The 17,953-nt window shown below is 71.8% G+C and carries 22 protein-coding genes; 12 read left to right on the top strand and 10 right to left on the bottom strand.

The window, feature by feature from the left end; translation table 11 throughout:
• Window positions 1–240: helix-turn-helix domain-containing protein (locus tag FFT21_RS14850; protein ID WP_137811991.1), on the bottom strand; the 240-nt coding region annotated here is incomplete at its 3' end.
• Between the two features lie 129 nt (window positions 241–369).
• Here FFT21_RS14850 and FFT21_RS14845 point away from each other — a divergent pair.
• The 6 genes from FFT21_RS14845 to FFT21_RS14820 all read left to right on the top strand — a co-directional run bounded on the left by FFT21_RS14845 (window position 370) and on the right by FFT21_RS14820 (window position 4,674).
• Entirely contained in the window at window positions 370–1,077 is a 708-nt protein-coding gene (locus FFT21_RS14845; protein ID WP_137814441.1) for a DUF5753 domain-containing protein, read from the top strand.
• On the top strand, window positions 1,074–1,304 hold the full coding sequence (locus tag FFT21_RS14840) for a DUF397 domain-containing protein (RefSeq protein WP_225978423.1): 231 nt from the start codon (window positions 1,074–1,076) through the stop codon (window positions 1,302–1,304). Before FFT21_RS14845 ends, FFT21_RS14840 begins: the two co-directional genes overlap by 4 nt.
• Window positions 1,305–1,459: 155 nt before the next feature.
• Window positions 1,460–1,852, top strand: a complete 393-nt coding sequence (locus FFT21_RS14835; RefSeq protein WP_137814440.1) for a hypothetical protein — start codon at window positions 1,460–1,462, stop codon at window positions 1,850–1,852.
• Between the two features lie 6 nt (window positions 1,853–1,858).
• Window positions 1,859–2,419, top strand: a complete 561-nt coding sequence (locus tag FFT21_RS14830; protein WP_137814439.1) for a DUF3558 domain-containing protein — start codon at window positions 1,859–1,861, stop codon at window positions 2,417–2,419.
• A gap of 240 nt (window positions 2,420–2,659) precedes the next feature.
• Window positions 2,660–3,901, top strand: a complete 1,242-nt coding sequence (locus FFT21_RS14825) for a WXG100 family type VII secretion target (RefSeq protein WP_192909547.1) — start codon at window positions 2,660–2,662, stop codon at window positions 3,899–3,901.
• Window positions 3,898–4,674 (top strand): ESX secretion-associated protein EspG, encoded by a 777-nt coding sequence (locus FFT21_RS14820; protein WP_137814437.1) that lies wholly within the window; start codon window positions 3,898–3,900, stop codon window positions 4,672–4,674. Before FFT21_RS14825 ends, FFT21_RS14820 begins: the two co-directional genes overlap by 4 nt.
• Window positions 4,675–4,721: 47 nt before the next feature.
• Here the strand turns inward: FFT21_RS14820 and FFT21_RS14815 are convergent, their stop codons facing one another.
• From FFT21_RS14815 to FFT21_RS14795, 5 genes are all read right to left on the bottom strand, one after another.
• A complete protein-coding gene (locus FFT21_RS14815) occupies window positions 4,722–5,267 on the bottom strand; it encodes a GNAT family N-acetyltransferase (RefSeq protein WP_137814436.1) in 546 nt (181 codons plus the stop codon).
• 85 nt (window positions 5,268–5,352) lie between these two features.
• On the bottom strand, window positions 5,353–5,853 hold the full coding sequence (locus tag FFT21_RS14810; RefSeq protein WP_137814435.1) for a DUF1707 SHOCT-like domain-containing protein: 501 nt from the start codon (window positions 5,851–5,853) through the stop codon (window positions 5,353–5,355).
• 84 nt (window positions 5,854–5,937) lie between these two features.
• Window positions 5,938–7,737, bottom strand: a complete 1,800-nt coding sequence (locus FFT21_RS14805) for an acetyl/propionyl/methylcrotonyl-CoA carboxylase subunit alpha (protein ID WP_137814434.1) — start codon at window positions 7,735–7,737, stop codon at window positions 5,938–5,940.
• Window positions 7,738–7,946: 209 nt separating this feature from the next.
• A complete protein-coding gene (locus tag FFT21_RS14800; protein ID WP_137814433.1) occupies window positions 7,947–8,585 on the bottom strand; it encodes a Maf family protein in 639 nt (212 codons plus the stop codon).
• An 11-nt stretch (window positions 8,586–8,596) separates the two neighbouring features.
• Window positions 8,597–10,477, bottom strand: coding sequence for a Xaa-Pro dipeptidyl-peptidase (locus FFT21_RS14795; protein ID WP_137814432.1), 1,881 nt, complete (start codon window positions 10,475–10,477; stop codon window positions 8,597–8,599).
• Window positions 10,478–10,624: 147 nt separating this feature from the next.
• On the opposite strand from FFT21_RS14795, the gene FFT21_RS14790 reads away from it, so the two are divergent.
• A complete protein-coding gene (locus tag FFT21_RS14790) occupies window positions 10,625–11,137 on the top strand; it encodes a hypothetical protein (protein ID WP_137814431.1) in 513 nt (170 codons plus the stop codon).
• Window positions 11,138–11,213: 76 nt separating this feature from the next.
• On the opposite strand, the gene FFT21_RS14785 is transcribed toward FFT21_RS14790, so the two are convergent.
• The 3 genes from FFT21_RS14785 to FFT21_RS14775 all read right to left on the bottom strand — a co-directional run bounded on the left by FFT21_RS14785 (window position 11,214) and on the right by FFT21_RS14775 (window position 13,581).
• On the bottom strand, window positions 11,214–11,390 hold the full coding sequence (locus FFT21_RS14785; RefSeq protein WP_137814459.1) for an acyl-CoA carboxylase subunit epsilon: 177 nt from the start codon (window positions 11,388–11,390) through the stop codon (window positions 11,214–11,216).
• Window positions 11,391–11,535: 145 nt separating this feature from the next.
• Window positions 11,536–13,176 (bottom strand): acyl-CoA carboxylase subunit beta, encoded by a 1,641-nt coding sequence (locus FFT21_RS14780; RefSeq protein ID WP_137814430.1) that lies wholly within the window; start codon window positions 13,174–13,176, stop codon window positions 11,536–11,538.
• A gap of 54 nt (window positions 13,177–13,230) precedes the next feature.
• A complete protein-coding gene (locus FFT21_RS14775) occupies window positions 13,231–13,581 on the bottom strand; it encodes a HepT-like ribonuclease domain-containing protein (RefSeq protein WP_192909546.1) in 351 nt (116 codons plus the stop codon).
• A gap of 161 nt (window positions 13,582–13,742) precedes the next feature.
• Here FFT21_RS14775 and FFT21_RS14770 point away from each other — a divergent pair, with 161 nt between their 5' ends.
• The 3 genes from FFT21_RS14770 to FFT21_RS14760 all read left to right on the top strand — a co-directional run bounded on the left by FFT21_RS14770 (window position 13,743) and on the right by FFT21_RS14760 (window position 16,211).
• A complete protein-coding gene (locus tag FFT21_RS14770) occupies window positions 13,743–14,567 on the top strand; it encodes a biotin--[acetyl-CoA-carboxylase] ligase (protein WP_137814428.1) in 825 nt (274 codons plus the stop codon).
• 128 nt (window positions 14,568–14,695) lie between these two features.
• Window positions 14,696–15,223 (top strand): PH domain-containing protein, encoded by a 528-nt coding sequence (locus tag FFT21_RS14765; protein WP_137814427.1) that lies wholly within the window; start codon window positions 14,696–14,698, stop codon window positions 15,221–15,223.
• Window positions 15,224–15,266: 43 nt separating this feature from the next.
• The gene (locus tag FFT21_RS14760) at window positions 15,267–16,211 is read left to right on the top strand and encodes a hydroxymethylglutaryl-CoA lyase (RefSeq protein WP_137814426.1); all 945 of its coding nucleotides are present in this window, start codon (window positions 15,267–15,269) and stop codon (window positions 16,209–16,211) included.
• A gap of 222 nt (window positions 16,212–16,433) precedes the next feature.
• Here FFT21_RS14760 and FFT21_RS14755 read toward each other — a convergent pair whose 3' ends face one another.
• Window positions 16,434–16,898: a MaoC/PaaZ C-terminal domain-containing protein gene (locus FFT21_RS14755; protein WP_137814425.1), complete on the bottom strand. Its 465-nt coding sequence runs from the start codon at window positions 16,896–16,898 to the stop codon at window positions 16,434–16,436.
• Window positions 16,899–17,113: 215 nt separating this feature from the next.
• Here FFT21_RS14755 and FFT21_RS14750 point away from each other — a divergent pair, with 215 nt between their 5' ends.
• On the top strand, window positions 17,114–17,575 hold the full coding sequence (locus FFT21_RS14750) for a YbaB/EbfC family nucleoid-associated protein (RefSeq protein ID WP_137814424.1): 462 nt from the start codon (window positions 17,114–17,116) through the stop codon (window positions 17,573–17,575).
• A 40-nt stretch (window positions 17,576–17,615) separates the two neighbouring features.
• Complete coding sequence (locus FFT21_RS14745) at window positions 17,616–17,948, top strand: hypothetical protein (protein ID WP_137814423.1); 333 nt, start codon at window positions 17,616–17,618, stop codon at window positions 17,946–17,948.
• Window positions 17,949–17,953 lie beyond the last annotated feature (5 nt).

The raw sequence follows: 17,953 nt of genomic DNA, 5'->3' as shown, positions 1-17,953 counted from the left end.
CAGCGGAAGTATGGATCGATAAACTCTCGATACGGTCGACTGGCTGACTCCGAACAGGTCGCCCACAGCCGCCTGGTTCAGATTCTGCCGGACGTATACCAAGGTGAGTACGACAGCGCGATACAGTCCCACCACCGGAGGCCAGACTTGCTTTTTATTACAGGAGACGATCTGCCAAATGCGAGCAACAAGCTCCTCGATCTGGTCGGCAGCAAGTCCTGTAGTAGACTGGTAACGCAACGGCCCCGCCTGTAAGTCGTGTTCTGTGGGAGGAAAACGATCTTACCTGATCGGGGCCGTTGCCCTACTTTGAGGTGATCAAGCCGGCCTGAATAACGCTCCAAGATCGGCCATATCGAGTCAAGTAGGGTGGCGGCCCGGCCTATCGACGTCAAGGCTCTGCTGGAGTTGTACGGAGTCACGGGCGACGAGTTCGATCGGCTGCTCACCCTCGCCAAGGAGGCCAAACAGAAGGGATGGTGGGACAGCTACGCCGCGGTGACCCCCGAGTCGCTGCGCAACTACATCGGCCTTGAGGACGCGGCATCCTCGCTGCGGACGTTCGAACCGCAGGTGATACCCGGATTGCTGCAAACCAGGGACTACGCAGCAGCCCTTGCCGCCGCCGAACCGGAGTTCCGTCCCGACGAGGTCGAGCGCTGGGTCGAACTTCGGATAAAGCGCCAGGACGTCCTCTCTCGGCCGGAACCGCTGAGCCTGTGGGCGATCATGGATGAGGCAGTCCTACACCGGGTGGTTGGCGGCAGAGCCGTGATGGCGGAGCAACTGCGCTGCCTCGTGGCGCTGGCCGAGGAACCTCACATCACCATCCAGGTGCTGTCCTTCGAGTCGGGTGCGCACCCCGCGATCGACGGGCCGTTCAGCCTGCTCCGCTTCGCCGAGCCCGCCGATCCAGACGTCGTGTACCTGAACATGCAAACCGGTGCGCTCTACCCGGAGAAGCCGCACGAGGTCGCTCGCTACAACCTTCTCTTCGATCACTTGCGGGCATGTGCGCTACCGACGGGTGAATCCCTGTCCCTCATCCGACGCCTCACCAAGGAGTACGAGAAGTGAGCAACCCCGGCGGCACATCCTTGATCAATTCCGAGTTGACCGCAGCACTGTGGCGCAAGAGCAGCCGAAGCACGAACCAGGGTGCATGCGTCGAGATCGCCGTCTTCGCGCGGCTGGCCGCCGTCCGCGACTCCAAGAACCCTGCCGGACCGATCCTGACCTTCGAGTCGACCCGCTGGGTCGGCTTCCTGACGGCCGCCAAGGCTGGCCGGTTCGACCCGGCGTAGTCCCGTACTTGAAGCTCCATGTGTGTCCAGGATGTGCCGTGACCTGGGCAGCACAGCGGGAGTGTGGTGCGCCATCTTCGGACAAGCGCGGGACGTTGCCATGATCCCCTTGGTATCGTCACCCCACGGTGATCGATCGACCACAGGGGGTCCCGATGCCCGAGTTGAACCTGGACAGCGTGCACCAGCAGTCGCAGGCCATGCGCAACCTCGCTGACCTGGCCAACTCCGGCGGCTTCGGCCTCGCCGACGACGCCGGCCAAGCCCTCCTCAAGGCCATCTACAACATGAAGGACGGCTTGAACGGGATGCGGGTGCAGCTTGATCAAGTCAAGCAAGACGCCAAGTTGGGCACTAGTCCGGACGCAAAGGCGATGATCCAGCGGAACAAGCTGATCGCCACTGGGGACAACCAGTCGGCGGACTACGTGCTCAGCGAGTTTGACAAGGCGTTGACTGACGCCGAGGTGGCAATCAAGCAGGCGATGCGGAACTACGTGGACACCGAGACCGGCAACCAGCGTGGCATCAACAGGGCAGGAGCCTAGCCCACCATGACAACGAGGACACCATCGACTCGATCAGCCGTGTGCGCGGTGCTTGCCACGTTGGGCATTGGGATCGTGGGCTGCGCGCAGCAAGCGCCTGGGACCCCGAGTCCGACTTTCGTAGGGGAAACTACGGCGTCGACTTCGCCGTCGAGTTCTGGTGCGGCGGCCGGGAAATCGGTAGCAGGCCTCGATCCTTGCGGATTGATCGACTCCTCAGAGGCGGCTCAACTCGGAGCAACCGGCCCCGGGCAGCGTCACGATCTCAGTAATTCGCGAGGTTGCATGTGGCGAGTTCCCGGCAGCAACACGTTTGGCGTCTCGGTGAGCGACAAGTTAGGCATTGGAGACCTCGATATCAGTAGCGGTCGCCTTTCGACTATTACGGTCGGGCGCCATGAAGGTCGCAAGCTTGAGGAAGGCAGTGGACCCGGCAACTGCGATGTTGCCATCGCCGTTTCCGCTACCTCGCGTGCTTTGATTACGGCTGTGGCCGGCCAAGATACGGCGAAGGCGTGTGATGTGGCGATGCGGGTTGCGAACGCGATCGAGCCGAAGTTGCCGTAGATCATTCGGGGGGATAGAAAAATGAGTACTCGACCGTCGGGGTGGGGGCAGCAGCCCTACCAACGTGCGACGTATGCCGGGGAGGAGGACCAGCGGCTTCGGGAAGAGATGAACCGGAGTCCTGGGAATCCCAGTCTTCTCCGCAAGATCGGAGCCTGGGAGAGCTACGAGCTGAACAGTGCCAAGTTCGAGGCCGATCAGGAGAGGCAACTCGACCACGGGATACGGCACCGCGACCCGATGGCGCCGGTCGGTACGGACTACCGCGGGTTCAGCCATCCCGAGTTGAAGCAGATGGTCACCGAGAACATGGACCCGGGCCATGTGCATGACGTTGGTCGGGCGTGGAACGACCTCGGCAACACCATGGTGCAGTTCTCACAGGACCTCAACACCGCCATTGCGAGCAGCCGGCAGAGTTGGCAGGGCCAGGCGGCGGAGGCCGCGCACGGGTACTTGTCGACTCTGGGGAACTGGACCGGGCAGACAGGCCAGGGAATGCAGTTGATGGGCAACCGGATGGCGGTTCAGGCGGAGGCCGCGTCGACGGCGAAGAACTCGATGCCGGAGCCGGTGAACTTCAGCGTCAACGACGCGCTGCGCATGGTGCTCACGGAGCGGAACCCGTTCGACTACCCCAAGCTCGCCTCGCAGATCGAGCAGAAGTTCGACGAGAAGAACCAGGCCCACGAGCAGGCCGCGCAGGTCATGACGGCGATGGCGCGGAGCCTGCACGATTCGGGCAGCACCATGCCGGCGTTTGCCGCGCCACCCGCGCCGCAGGACGGTGGTGGGCAACCGGGAGGTGGCCAACCGGGAGGTGGCGGCGGGCCGGGCACCGGCGGTGGCGGTCGCTGGCCTGGCTGGCAGGTGGACGGGCCGGGCGGGCGCTCCGGCGGAGTCGTCGGCCCCGGAGGCTCCGCGCAGGGCGGCCCATACTCGGGTGGCGCGTCCATTTTCGGCGTTCCCGCGCCGGGCGACCAGACGTCGGCCCAGGGTTGGGCGCCGACCGACGCGGGAACACCGGGGTATCCGGGTGGCTCGGGCGGCTACCCCGGTGGCTATCCGGGTGGGTCCGGTGACAGCAGGTTCACCAGCGGCCTTGTCGGTGGCTTGCCGGGTGGATTCTCGCCCGGCGCTGAGCCCGAAGGCTTGGCCCGTGGACGTGCCGCTGGTGGCGTCGGCGGCAGGAGCGCTGTCGGTGGCGGGAGTGTTGGCCGACCGGGCACGGGCGGCAACCGCTTCGGACCGGGCGCCAGCGCCGGCGCGTTGGCGGCCGAGGAGGCGGCGGCCGCGCGCGGTGGTGCGGCGGGTGGACGCGGCGCGGCGGGCGCCGGTGGTATGGGTGGCGCGGGAGCCGGCGGCCGTGCCGGCAGGGACGGGGACACGGAGCACCACCGGCCGTCCTACCTGGTCGAAGGCGACCCTGAGGGCCTCTTCGGCGCCGACCAGTTGACCGTGCCGCCAGTGATCGGCGAATGACGCCCGGGAGTATCAGCCTCCCCGTCGCGGCCGTGGACATCCTGTGGGAGCAACTCCGACTCGGCGGACCCGTCTTCCCGTTCGAGATACCGCACCACGGCCGGACCTACGAGGAACGCGCCCGCATCCGCGCCGCCGTGCTGGCCGATCTGGAATCGCGGCGGCTGGCCCACCGGGGCCGCGTCGAGCCGGAAGTGGAGGACGCGCTCACGCTCCTCGCCCGGTCCCGGTCCGCGGTCTCCGCCATCGCGTTGCTCGACACGACCAGTGAGCGCAAGCTGCTTGCCCGTGCCGGGGCGACCGGCGAGCGGGCCGTGCTCGCGGTGCTGGACGAGCGGGCGCTCCGGCTGGACCGGTTGCGGGCCGTGGATCTCGTTGCCGCGGTGGTCGGCCTGCTGCCGAAGGTCCCGGCGGGTGCCGGTCACTCCGTCACGATCTCGCCGGCCGTCGACATGCCGCGGCCGGCGCACGAGAACCTCATGCGCGGCGGTGCGCCGCGCCGCGCCTCCCACGCCGCCCAGCTCGGCGTTGCCCAGGAGATCATGCGACGACCACGGTTGCGGGTCGGCCAGTTCGCCGCCTACGCCATGGACCGGAACGGACACGTGCTGCGCTCACCGGAACTGGCCTGGTTCGACGTGGAAAGCGGTCGGTATGTGATCCTGTCCACCCGTGCGCGGGACGGCCACGATTGGGTCACCATCGCGCCGGCGGGCAGCCGGCAGATCGCCCGGCAGCTCGGCGAGATGCTCGCCGCCGTGTCCCCGAAGTGACGGTGGCCGTGCGGTGACCGAACCACCACTCGACCTGGGGAGCGTCTTCAGCCGGCGCGCACGAGTCGCCAGACCAGCAGGTCGCGGCGGCCGTCCGCGGCCATCGCTCCGTCTGGGATCGTGCCGACCCAGGAGAACCCGCTCTTCTCCGCCACCCGGCGGGAGGCCTCGTTGCCCTCGGCGTGCCGGTAGTCCACCTGGCGCAGGTCGAGGCCGTGGAACCCGAACCGGAGCACCGCCTGCAGTGCCTCCGCCATGATTCCCTTGCCCCGGTACTCCGGGTGCGTCCAGCAGGCCACCTCTGCCTCGCCGGCGGACAGGTCCAGTTCCTTCAGCCCGACCTCGCCGAGCAGCGCCCCGCTGACGGGTTCGGCGATGGCCCACGAGTAGCGCTCGTCGTCGGCCCATTCCCGGGCGCGCAGCGCGACGTAGCGGCCGGCCGCGGCGAGGTCGGCGATCTGGTAGCCGGTGACCCAGCGGCGGGTCTCCGGGTCGGCGAACGCGGCGACGATGGCCGGCCGGTCGTCGAGCAGGTCGTCCGCGCGAAGCTGCCTCAGGTAGTAAGCGCCAGCGTTGATCTCGACCGGTTCCACGCGTCCACGCTAGCGCCGGTTGATCGGACCGCGTGCGGCGGGGGATACGGAAAGTGGCGGCCGACTACTTCGTGTGACTGCTAGTTCACCGGTCATCCCGGTGGTGCCGGCGGCGTTCCCGCTGGGCGCGCTGCCACTCCCGGCGGTCGTTCTCCCAGTCCTTGCCCCACAACGACCCGAGCACGACGGAGAGCACCAGGGGCAGCAGGAACACCCACCAGACATGGGTGACCAGGAACAGCGGGATCATCAGGATCCAGGACACCCCCATCACGGCGCCGCCGATGCGCTGCGCCAGCGGCCGCTGCTCCCAGCGGCGCACCGGGTCCGCAGGCGCCGGCCGGGCCGGCGGCGCGGCCGGCGTGGTAGCCGGGGCCGGCGTGGAGAACGTGGGCCTGGGCTCGGGCAGGTCGACGAACAGCGCGGCGAGGTCGCCACGGGTCTTCGCGGTCGACACCTGGGCGCTGCGCTCGCCGTACTCGTCGATGTCCAGGCGGCCGGCGCTCATGTGCTCGCCGAGCGCGCGCAACGCTTCCTCCCGCTCGGCGTCACCGATCCGGATGTCCGGCGACTGGGGATCGTTCACAGCCGCGATCGTACGGCGGCCACGGTGCGATGTCCGGTGCCGCCGGCCGAGCCGGGGCACCGGAACCCCGGCTCGGCCGAGCGCTCAGTCCTTGATCTCGCAGAGCACGGCGCCCTGGCTGACCGTCTCGCCCTGGGTGGCGGCCAGCCCCGTGATGGTGCCGGACTTGTGCGCGGTCACCGGGTTCTCCATCTTCATCGCCTCAAGTACGACGACCAGTTCGCCGGCCTCGACCTGCTGGCCGTCCTCCACCGCGACCTTGACGATGGTGCCCTGCATCGGCGCGGTCAGCGCGTCGCCGGATACCGCGGCGCCGCTCTTGCCCTGCCGCTTGCGCGGCGCCGGCCGGCCCTGCTGGCCGCCCGCGCCGCCGCCGCCGGCGCCGAGCGCCAGGTCGGCCGGCAGCGAGACCTCCAGGCGGCGGCCGCCGACCTCGACCACCACGGTCTGCCGCTGCTCGGCCTGCTCCTCGGGCGGGGCGGCCGCCTCGAACGGCGGGATGGTGTTGTCGAACTCGGTCTCAATCCACCGGGTGTGCACGGCGAACCCGTCCTCGCCGACGAACGCGGGGTCGCGGACCACCCGGCGGTGGAACGGCAGCACGGTGGCCATGCCCTCCACGACCATCTCGTCCAGCGCGCGCCGCGCCCGCTCCAGCGCCTCGGTGCGGGTCTCCCCGGTGACGATCAGCTTGGCCAGCAAGGAGTCGAACTGGCCGCCGATCACGGTGCCGCTCTCCACACCGGCGTCCACCCGCACGCCAGGACCGGACGGCGTGACGAACCTCGTCACCGTGCCCGGCGCGGGCAGGAAGTTGCGGCCGGCGTCCTCCCCGTTGATCCGGAACTCGATGGAGTGGCCGCGCGGCGCCGGGTCCTCGGTGAACCGCAGCTTCTGACCCTCGGCGATCCGGAACTGCTCGCGGACCAGGTCGACGCCCGCGGTCTCCTCGCTGACCGGGTGCTCCACCTGCAGCCGGGTGTTGACCTCCAGGAAGGAGATCGTGCCGTCCGCGCCGACCAGGAACTCCACCGTGCCCGCGCCGTAGTAGCCGGCCTCGGCGCAGATCGCCTTGGCCGAGGCGTGGATGGTGGCGCGCTGCTCGTCGGTGAGGAACGGCGCGGGCGCCTCCTCGACCAGTTTCTGGTGCCGCCGCTGCAGCGAGCAGTCCCGGGTGCCGACCACGATCACGTTGCCGTGCTTGTCCGCGAGCACCTGGGCCTCGACGTGCCGGGGCTTGTCCAGGTAGCGCTCTACGAAGCACTCGCCGCGGCCGAACGCGGCCACCGCCTCGCGCACCGCGCTGTCGAACATGTCCGGGATCTCGTCGACGGTGCGGGCCACCTTCAGGCCGCGACCGCCACCGCCGAACGCGGCCTTGATCGCCACCGGCAGGCCGTACTCCTCGGCGAAGGCGACCACCTCGTCGGGGCCGGACACCGGGTCCTTGGTGCCCGGGGCCAGCGGCGCGCCCGCGCGCAACGCGATGTGCCGGGCGGTCACCTTGTCACCCAGGTCGCGGATGGACTGCGGGCTCGGGCCGATCCAGGTCAGCCCCGCGTCGATCACCGCCTGGGCGAAGTCGGCGTTCTCGGACAGGAAGCCGTAGCCGGGATGCACCGCGTCCGCGCCGGACCGGCGCGCCGCGTCGATGAGCTTGTCGATCACCAGGTAGCTCTCGCCTGGCGTCGACCCGCCCAGCCCGAATGCCTCGTCGGCAAGGCGCACGAACGGGGCATCCCGGTCCGGGTCGGCGTAGACCGCCACGCTGGCCAACCCGGCGTCGCGGCAGGCGCGGACCACCCGGACGGCGATCTCCCCGCGGTTGGCGATGAGCACCTTACGCAGCGGCGCAGGGCTGATGTCGGTGGCCGGCTCGGGCACGACCCATACCTCCTCGTGCGACTCGTGCGCAGCCCGCGCGAGCGGACAATCGCTGGTTGTCGGGGAGTCTACGGACCCGCGGGCCGGCACGAACCGAGAGCAAGCTCACGATCGATGTGAGCCTGCCAACTCATCGGTAACTTGTCGCCGGACCGGGCCCGCCGCGCGGCGGGTGCCGCTGCGCCGGCCGGCGGGCACTCCGCGCCGGGTCAGGCCCCTCGGGACCAGAGGTCCACCACGCTCACCCCGATCTCGCCGAGCAGCCGCCGGGTCAGCGGCAGGCTGATGCCGATCACGCTGGACGGGTCGCCGTCGATCCCGTCCACGAACCAGCCGCCCAGCCCGTCCAGGGTGAACCCGCCGGCCACGTTCAGCGGCTCGCCGCTGGCCAGGTACGCGTCCAGCTCGTGCGCGGTGATCCGGCCGAACCGCACCACGGTGCCCTCGACGCCCTGCGCCACCTTGGCCGGCGTACCGCCGGCCAGCCGCACCACCGCGTGCCCGGTGATCAGTTCGCCGGTGCCGCCGGCCATGGCCAGCCACCGGTCCCTGGCCCGCTCCACGGTGCCCGGCTTGCCGACCACCTCCCGGCCGGTGGGGCCGTCGGTGATCAGCATCGAATCGCAACCGACCACCACGGCGTCGGGATACTCGCCGTGCACCGCGTCGGCGACGGCGAGCGCCTTGGCCTTGGCCAGTTCGGTGACCAGGTCGGCGGGCGACGGGTCGGTGAGCGCGGCGGCCACCGCGTCCTCGTCGACACCGGAGACGCGCACGACGGGTTCCACGCCGGCGGCGCGCAGCACCGCCAGCCGGGCGGGTGAGGCCGAAGCGAGCACCAGACGCACGGTCGGCGAGCCTAGGACAGCCCGCGGCCACCGGGCCGGGGCCCCACCACCACGGGCAGCCGGACCAGCGAGCCGGCGAGGTCCAACCGCAGCCGGCCGGGCCGGCTCGGCGGCACGGTGGTGCCGCTGTCCGTGCCGCCCACGATCAGCACCAGGTGATGGCCGGCCGGCACCACGTGGTCCGTGGTGGACAGCCGGAAGGTCATCGGGTACGCCCGGCCGGGCGTGAGCGGCTCGCCCCGCGCCGGTGAGTCGTGGTGCCCCAGGTCGGCCCAGCCGCGCGCGAACACCTGGCGGTCGACGTCCGCCGTGACGGCGGCGGTGTCCAGGTAGCAGGCGCTGTCCCCGGGGCGGCTCGCGCCCCAGCAGGAGCGGGTGCCCAGGGTGCGGATGCCCTCGCCCGGTGCCGTGTCGTCGCGGACCGTCGCCGGCCCGTAGTCGACCAGCACCGCGGCGAGGTGCGCGGTCGGCGTGGCCGGCGTCACGGTGAGGGTGACCGATCCGGTGCCGGCCAGCCGCAGGTCGTGGGCGAGCGGGCCGGTGTCGAACAGCACCCGGGCGGCCGACGGCTTGCCCGGCGCGGCGGCCCACGCGCGCGCGTCCTGCCCGGCGGCGTCGGTGAACGCCTCCGTGGTCCCCGGGGCGGCGGGCGCGGTGCCGAGCACGCCCAGGCCCGGGGTGGCGCCCGGTTCCGGGTGCAGCGTGACCGCGTGGGTGCCAACCGGCGGCCACACCGGCTCGTCCACCCACGCGTCCGGGCGACGCTCCACACTGGCCTGCGGCTCCCGCTCGACGCCGTTGGCCACGCCGAGCAGCCAGTGGTCGAACCACCGGTGCAGGGTGGCGACCCACTGGCCGCGGCGGTAGTCGAACGGGTCGACGTGGCCGGTCTGGGACAACCACAGCCGGCGCGGCACCCCGGCGCGGGCCAGCGCGTCCCACCACCGGCCGACGTTGATCGGTTTGACGTTGTCGTCGCCGAGCCCGTGCACGGCGAACACGCTGGCCCGCACGTTCGCCGCGCCGCGCAGGTAGTCGCGGTCCGCCCAGAACGCCGTGTAGTCGCCGTTCTCCGGCGCCGCAGTGGCCAGCCCGCTGTTCGCGCCCGCGCACGCCGGCCGGCCGCCGTGCTCCTCGACCAGCCGGGCCAGGTCCACCGGGTCGGCGCCGAAGGACACCCCGTCCCCGTTGAAGTAGTCGTACCAGGAACCGATCGCCGAAATCGGCACGATGGTGCGCAACCCGGCCACGCCGGTGGCCGCCACGCCGTTGGCGATGCTGCCGTCGTAGGACTTGCCGATCATGCCGACCGCGCCGGTCGACCAGGTGGCGGACGACGTGCGCCCGCCGGTGGGCGCGTCGTAGCCGGGCCGCCGGCCGGAAAGCCAGTCCACCACGGCGCGCGCCGAGGCCACGTCGGACGGTCCGCCCACGTCCACGCAGCCCTGCGAGCGGTTCGTGCCGGCCAGGTCGACCAGCGCGACGGCGTACCCGCGCGGCACGAAGTAGTTGTCGTAGAACAGCGGGAAGCCCACCGGTCGCCCGGCCGCGTCGTAGGTCTTGACCTGGTTCTCGTTGCCGCGCCCGCAGCACGAGTAGTACGGGCTGGCGTCCATGATCACCGGCACCCGCTGGCCGCGCCGCGCCGGTTCGGCCGGCCGCACGACGTCCACCGCCACCCGGTCCGGCCGGCCGTCGGCGTCGCCGTCCATGCCGGTGTCCACCCAGGTCGTCTCGCGGATCGCGGCGGCGAAGTCGAAGATCGGCTGGGTGACGCCGTCCCGCACCTCGAACGGGGGCGGGCCGGCCTGCGCGGCCACCGGGGTCACCGGGGTCACCAGGGCGGCCAGCACGAGCAGGGCCAGCAGCGGCCGGCGGGCGAGCGTCCCCATCCGGCACCTCCAGCGGGGCGGGATGATGATCAGCTCGCACGGTAGGAGATCCGCTGGTCCGGGCGGCAGGTCCGATCGTCGGATGTACCCGGGGAATGGCGTAGATCTACTCATGCGCCGCGCCGCCGCGGCGAGCAGGCTGATGAGGTGCAGAGGTGGGCGCTGGTCGTCGCCGAGTCCGCCGACCGGAGCGTGACCCGTCGCCGGATCCTGGTGGTTCTCGCGGTGCTCGGCTCGCTCGGTGGGCTGCTGCTGGTCGGGCGGGTGGTGGCGAGCGACCCGGTGGCGTACCACGCGGCGGTGCGGCCGTTCGCGGACGGCTGGGACGGCGACGAGGACCGGCAGTTGGCGCTGGCCGTGTCGGCGGCGCGGGACGAGGCGCGGCGGCGCGGCGACCTGTCCGGAGTGCCGGCGGCGGTCGGGCGCAGCGGCGTGGACGTGCTGGCCGCGGAGGTCCGGCGGCCCACGGCCAGCGACGGCACGGTGCTGCTCCGGGTGCGTCTGCGGGTCCATGACGCCGACGACCCGGCGCGGCCGGAGCAGGTGCGCTGCCGCGAGGTGCGGATCACCGGCGCCGCGGCCGACGACGTGGCCAGCCGGCGAACCGCCTGCCCGCCCGCCGAACAGGCGCCCGCCGACCGGTCCGACCCGGCCGGCTGAGCCCCTCGTCAGGTGGTCTGCGAATACCGCGAACGCACGGTCACGCGCTCTGTGGCGGCCGCGAACCCCGCGCGGATCAGCGCGGCAGGAAGGACGCCCGCCACGCGCCCTGGCCGCGGAAGCCCGCCACCTCGTGCAGCGGGCGGCGCATCCGGTCGGCCGGCCGCGACCACAGCGAGCGCCGCGGCGGCGGTTCCTCGGCGCCGGAGCCCCGGGCCGCCAGCCCGGCGATCACCGCGGTAAGAGCGGCCATCTCGGCGTCGTCCGGCGTGCCACGGACCACCCGCAGCAGCGGCCGCGCCGGCTGCTCGACCTGCTCGTCCACCTTGGTCCTCCGTCTCGCGGTCCGCGCCCCGGTGGGCCCGACCGGCGCCGGGCCCACCGAACCCACGCTGTCGTCAGAGCGGGATGTTGCCGTGCTTCTTCGGCGGCAGGCTGTCCCGCTTGTCGCGCAGCATGCGCAGCGAGCGGGCCACGTAGCCGCGGGTGTAGGACGGCGGGATCACCGAGTCGATGTACCCGCGCTCCGCGGCCACGTACGGGTTGTACAGCGCGTCCTCGTACTCCGCCTGGAGCTTGGCGCGCAGCGCCTCGACGTCCTCGCCCCGCTCGGCGGCCTCGTTGAGCTGCCGGCGGTACACGATGTTCGCCGCGCCCTGGGCACCCATCACCGCGATCTGCGCGGTCGGCCAGGCCAGGTTGATGTCCGCGCCGAGGTGCTTGGACCCCATCACGTCGTACGCCCCGCCGTACGCCTTCCGGGTGATGACGGTGACCAGCGGCACGGTGGCCTCGGCGTAGGCGTAGATCAGCTTGGCGCCGCGCCGGATGATCCCGTTCCACTCCTGGTCGGTACCCGGCAGGAAGCCCGGTACGTCGACGAAGGTGAGCACCGGGATGTTGAACGCGTCGCAGGTCCGCACGAACCGGGCGGCCTTCTCGCTGGCGTCGATGTCCAGCGTGCCGGCGAACTGGGTGGGCTGGTTGGCCACCACGCCGACGCTCTGCCCCTCGACCCGGCCGAACCCGACGATGATGTTCGGCGCGAAGAGTTCGTGCACCTCGAGGAACTCGCCGTCGTCCAGCACGCGGGTGATCACCTCGTGCATGTCGTACGGCTGGTTCGCCGAGTCCGGGATCAGCGTGTCCAGTTCCCGGTCGGAGTCGTTGATCGTGTCCGCGACGGAGCCCTCGCCGGTGTCCTCACCGGCGAACAGCGGCGGGTCGGAGAGGTTGTTGGACGGCAGGAAGGACAGCAGCTCCTTGACGTAGGAGAGGGCGTCCTCCTCGTCGGCGGCCATGTAGTGCGCGTTGCCCGACTTGGTGTTGTGCGTCCGGGCGCCGCCCAGCTCGTCCAGGCCGACGTCCTCGCCGGTCACCGTCTTGATCACGTCCGGCCCGGTGATGAACATCTGGGAGGTCTGGTCGACCATGACGATGAAGTCGGTGAGTGCCGGTGAGTAGACGTGGCCACCCGCGCACGCGCCCATGATCAGCGAGATCTGCGGGACCACCCCGGAGGCGCGTACGTTGCGGGTGAAGATCTCCCCGTACGCGGCCAGCGAGGCCACACCCTCCTGGATGCGGGCGCCGCCGCCCTCGTTGATGCCGATGATCGGCCGGCCGGTCTTGATCGCCAGGTCCATCACCTTGACGATCTTCTCCCCGTAGACCTCGCCGAGCGCGCCGCCGAAGACGGTGACGTCCTGGCTGAACACGCATACCGGGCGGCCGTCGATGGTGCCGTACCCGGTCACCACGCCGTCGCCGTACGGCCGGTTGCGGTCCAGGCCGAAGTTGGTCGACCGGTGCCGCGCCAGCTCGTCGAGTTCGACGAACGAGCCGGGGTCGAGCAGCATGTCGATCCGCTCCCGGGCGGTCTTCTTGCCCTTGGCGTGCTGCTTCTCCACGGCGCGCGCGGAACCGGCGTGTACCGCCTCGTCGTTGCGTCGGTACAGGTCAGCGAGCTTGCCGGCGGTGGTGTGAATGTCCGGCTCGGTGGTCGGAACGTCGCCGAGCGGCTCGGTAGCGCTGCTCATACCGCCGCAGCCTAACCAGCCGCTCACCGGCTGCCACCCGAGGCGTTGTCCACATCACGGGTGGTCGTCGGACAGCCCGTCCAGGATCGCCCGAATCCGCGGCAGCAGCACACGGAGATCGTTGGTGAGGATGTTCCACAGCGCGCCGAGGTCGACGTCGAAGTAGCCGTGGGCGATGTGGTTGCCGCATACCGATGATTTCGCGCCAGGGCACCTCGGGGGCGCTTCCCGGACCGCCGGGTGCACGTGGTTCGCGGCCTCGCCGATGATCTCTACCAGCCGGTCAAGGCGAGTTCGGCTTCGCCGGTCCGACTCCAGTTCGGTCCTGGTAGCCGGTCGGATCCGCTCGGCCTCCTCGATGTGGTCGATGATGTCCCGCAGGCGTTCCGGCGTCGCTCGCCTCACAGCGGGACGGCCTCGTCCAGCACCCGGTCGCGGATCCGGGACTTCAGCCCGTTGGGTGTCGGTACCTGAGTGAACACCTGGAGCGGTTCTTCCCCCGTCCCGCCGGGTCGTTCCCGCTCCGACCGGCCGGCGGAACGGGGGACCCGTAGGCTTGCCAGCCGATGACCTCCGCACCGCTCGACACCGCCGCTCTGCGCGCCCGCCTGGTCGCCCCGCACGGCCCCTACGCCGCGCTGGACGTCGTGGCCAGCACCGGGTCCACGAACAGCGACCTCGCCGAGGCGGCCGGCGCGGGCGCCGCGGACCGCACCGTGCTGATCGCCGAGCGGCAGACCGCCGGCCGCGGCCGGATGCACCGCACCTGGGTGTCGGAGCAGGGCGCGGGCCTGTATCTGAGCGTGCTGCTGCGGCCGGAAGGCGTGCCGCCGGCCCGGCTGGGCTGGCTGCCGCTGCTGGCCGGGGTCGTCCTGGTCGACCTGGCCAGGGACACCGCCGGCGTGCCCGCCGCGGTGAAGTGGCCGAACGACCTGCTCGCCGGCGAACACCGGGCCAAGTGCGCCGGGGTGCTGGCCGAGGTGGTCGGCGGCCCCGCCGCGGTGCTGGGCGTCGGGCTGAACGTGAACCAGCGTCCGGAGGACCTGCCCAGCGGTGCCGGCGGCCTTCCGGCCACCTCGCTGGCCGCCGAGGGAGCCGCCCGCACCGACCGCACCGAACTGGCGATCGCGCTGCTGACCGGGCTGGCCGCGTGGGAGTCGCGGTGGCGGGAGCACGCCGGCGACCCGGTGGCCTCCGGGCTGCTGGACGCCTACCGCCGCGTCTGCGGCACCCTCGGCGAGCAGGTTCGGGTGCAGCTTCCCGCCGGCGGCGAGGTGCTCGGCGCCGCGCAGGACGTCGACGAGGAGGGCCGGCTGCTGGTCCGCTCCGGCAGCGGCGCGATCATCCCGGTGTCTGCCGGGGACGTGGTGCACGTACGCCCGGTCGGGTGAGTTCGTAAGCCGACCCACGGAATGTCCTTGCCCGGTACGGTAAAGCCACCATCGGGCGTACCGGAGCGGTCGTGGCCGGCAGGCCCGCGATCGGGGTGGCGCGCGATGTCGCGGAAAGAGGAGGGACCGTGGCGTACCCGGACGACCTGCTCGGCGAGGACGAGCATGTCGTGATCCACAAGCATCCGCACTGGAAGATGCTGCTTGGCCCGGTGCTGGCCTTCCTGGTCGTGGTCGCCGCCGGCGCCTTCCTGGCCGCGCTGGCCAGCCGGTACTCCTGGCACCAGATCGCCTGGATCGCGATCGCGGTGGTGTGCCTGCTGCTGGTCGGCCGGTTCACCCTCGGTGCGCTGCTGCGCTGGCGGACCACCCACTTCGTGGTCACCACGCACCGGGTGATGTCACGGGAGGGCGTGTTCTCCCGGCGGGGCATCGACATCCCGATGTCCCGGATCAACAGCGTGGAGTTCCGGCACGGGCTGATGGACCGGATGCTCGGCTGCGGCACCCTGGTCATCGAGTCGGCCTCCGACGAGCCGCTGGAGTTCCACGACATCCCCCGGGTGGAACGGGTGCACTCGCTGCTGTACCGGGAGGTCAACGACGACCCGGACGACGACTTCCACCCGGGAGCCCGGCGAGGGGCCGGTCGCTGACCATGTCTGGCGCGCGTGGAGTCGCGGAGGGAGGGGATCGCTGATGGGCGCCCGCGAGGTCGGCCTGCCCACCGTGGTGGAAAGCCGCGAGGACCTGCCCCGCGAGGTCACCATCTGGGAGGTGGGGCCGCGGGACGGGCTGCAGAACGAGTCGTCGGTGGTGCCGGTCGAGATCAAGCTGGAGTTCCTGGACCGGCTGGCGGACGCCGGGCTGCGGGTGCTCGAGGCGACCAGCTTCGTGCACCCGAAGTGGGTGCCGCAGCTTGCCGACGCCGAGGAACTGCTCGCCGGGCTGCGCCGCCGCGACGGCGTGCGCTACCCGGTGCTGGTGCCCAACGAGCGCGGGCTGGGCCGGGCGCTCGCCGCGGGCGTGCGGCACATCGCGGTGTTCGGCAGCGCGACGGAGAGCTTCGCCCGGCGCAACCTCAACCGCGGCCTGGACGAGCAGTTCGCCATGTTCGAGCCGGTGGTGGGCCGGGCCAGGGCCGAGGGCCTGGACGTGCGCGGCTACCTGTCGATGTGCTTCGGCGACCCGTGGGAGGGCGCGGTGCCCGCCGAGCAGGTGGTCGCGGTCGGCCGGCGGCTGCTGGACATGGGCTGCGCCCAGCTCTCCCTCGGCGACACCATCGGCGTGGCCACCGCCGGCCAGGTGCAGGCCGTGCTCGCCGCCTTCCGCGACGCCGGTGTCCCGGTCGACGCGCTCGCCGTGCACTTCCACGACACCTACGGGCAGGCGCTGGCCAACACGCTCACCGCGCTGCGCGCCGGTGTGTCCACAGTGGACTCATCGGCGGGCGGCCTGGGCGGCTGCCCGTACGCCGAGTCGGCCACCGGCAACCTGGCCACCGAGGACCTGGTCTGGATGCTGGACGGGCTGGGCATCCGGCACGGCGTCGACCTGGACGTGCTGGTCGGGACCAGCGCCTGGATGGCCACGCGGCTCGGCCGGCCCAGCCCGTCCCGCGTCGTCCGCGCGCTCAGCGGCTGACCTCCCGCGAAACCCGGCCGTCGACGTGGATCACCTCCCAGGATGATCAGCGCGGTCGGTGGGAGGGCGGTGACGCGGCATGCCCGACGGGGGTTACGACGGTTTCGGGCGAACTGGCCGGTGAGGACCGCGCCCGCTACCTGCAGGGCATCGACGTTTTCCCGGGATGCGGGCGGTGAAGCGGTGGCCGAGTCGGTGGCGCGACTCGTGCGGCGAGCGCGATCAGTCTCGGGTGCCGAAGAAGCCGGTGAAAGTGAGCCGCAGCACGCATTCCTCGCCGCCCTCGACGTCCGGATCCCGCCGGTGCGCGGTGCCGGTGATGTCCACCAGGCCCAGCCGGGGACGGCTGCGCGAGCGCCGGGCGGCGAGCACCTCGAGGCGGCAGTGCAGCACGTCGTCGGGGTAGACCGGGGCGGGCCAGGCGAACTCCCGGCCGCCGGGGGAACCCTGCGAGGTGGAGCCGGCCAGCACGTGGTCCACGTACGCCCGCATCCACAGCGAGGCGGTGAACCAGCCGGACGCGGCCAGGCCCCCCAGTACGGACCGGCGGCCGGCCTCCTCGTCGAGGTGGAACGGCTGCGGGTCGAACCGCCGGGCGAACGCGAGCATCTCCTCCCGGTCGACCTTCACCCCGCCGAGGTCGATGATCCGGCCGGGGGTGAGGTCCTCGAAGGCGATTGTCGGCACGTCCCGATCCTGACACGACCGTTACCGGCGCCGGCACCGGCACGTTGGTCCATCAGTAGCCCGCCGATGATCGGCACGAATCCGCCGGGGCGGGGAACCGGGGGTGCCCGCCGATCGTCCAACGGAGGACCGCCGCCGTGCCGGGACGCCACCGTCCCGGCCGGGCACGCGGGCACCGACGACCATGCCGGCGACCAGGAACACCGGAGGTGGCCGTGACGACCGACCACCGGGCCCAGGTGGAGGAACTGCTCGCGGACTACCGGCGTAGCCGGGAGCAGCTCGCCTCGGTACACCGGACCCTTGCCTCCATCAGCGAATCCGTGACCAGTGACGACGGCCTGGTGACCGCGACGGTCGGTCCGCAGGGCACGCTCACCGGCCTGACCATCGCCGACGCCGCGTACCAGCGCCACCGCCCCGCCGAGCTGGCCGGGCTGGTGGTGCGCACCGCGAACGCCGCGGCGGCACGGGCCGCCGAGCGCGCCCACCGCGCGCTCGCGGACGTGCTCCCGGCGGAGACGGACCCGGAGGCGCTGCTGCGCGGGCGGGCCGACCTCGTCGGCGAGGAGATCGTGCCACCGGCCCGGCCAGCGCCCGCCGAGGCGGACGACGAACCCAGCTTCGAACAGCAGTCCTGGTTGCAGGGCCCCATGCGGCGGGGAGAGCGGCCGTGACCGGGGCCGGGCAGGAACTCGCGGAAGGGACGGATGCGGCGTGACCGGCGGGGGTTTCCACGCGGACAGTGACCGGCTGGAGCGGCACGGCGCGGAGTTCGCGCGGCACGCCGACCGGGCCGGGGAGATCGTCGCCGGGCTGCGGCGGACGTTGCAGCGGCTGGACGGCTGCTGGGGCGCGGACGAGGTGGGCAGCAGCTTCGCCGAGGGACACCTGCCGCACGCCCAGGCGGTGCTGGAACACCTGGGCACGCTGCCGGACCGGCTCGCCTCGGTGGGCGGCAGGTTCGCCGACACGGCGGCCGCGTACCGGGCCGCCGAGTCGGACAATCTCGGTGCGCTGCGCGCCGCCGAGCCCGGCGCCGACCGTTAGGGGGC

Origin of the sequence: Gandjariella thermophila, from assembly GCF_005405885.1 — a bacterium.
GTDB classification, from domain to species: Bacteria; Actinomycetota; Actinomycetes; order Mycobacteriales; family Pseudonocardiaceae; genus Gandjariella; species Gandjariella thermophila.
Note: the sequence above shows the minus strand (reverse complement) of the source record. Positions and strands in the feature narration are given on the sequence as shown.

Excerpts from the sequence above, each read along its gene's own strand:
- FFT21_RS14835 (WP_137814440.1), top strand. The coding sequence starts at position 1,460 with ATGCCCGAGTTGAACCTGGACAGCGTGCACCAGCAGTCGCAGGCCATG.
- FFT21_RS14830 (WP_137814439.1), top strand. The coding sequence starts at position 1,859 with ATGACAACGAGGACACCATCGACTCGATCAGCCGTGTGCGCGGTGCTT.
- FFT21_RS14825 (WP_192909547.1), top strand. The coding sequence starts at position 2,660 with ATGGCGCCGGTCGGTACGGACTACCGCGGGTTCAGCCATCCCGAGTTG.
- FFT21_RS14820 (WP_137814437.1), top strand. The coding sequence starts at position 3,898 with ATGACGCCCGGGAGTATCAGCCTCCCCGTCGCGGCCGTGGACATCCTG.
- FFT21_RS14795 (WP_137814432.1), bottom strand. The coding sequence starts at position 10,477 with ATGGGGACGCTCGCCCGCCGGCCGCTGCTGGCCCTGCTCGTGCTGGCC.
- FFT21_RS14785 (WP_137814459.1), bottom strand. The coding sequence starts at position 11,390 with ATGGCCGCTCTTACCGCGGTGATCGCCGGGCTGGCGGCCCGGGGCTCC.
- FFT21_RS14780 (WP_137814430.1), bottom strand. The coding sequence starts at position 13,176 with ATGAGCAGCGCTACCGAGCCGCTCGGCGACGTTCCGACCACCGAGCCG.
- FFT21_RS14770 (WP_137814428.1), top strand. The coding sequence starts at position 13,743 with ATGACCTCCGCACCGCTCGACACCGCCGCTCTGCGCGCCCGCCTGGTC.
- FFT21_RS14760 (WP_137814426.1), top strand. The coding sequence starts at position 15,267 with ATGGGCGCCCGCGAGGTCGGCCTGCCCACCGTGGTGGAAAGCCGCGAG.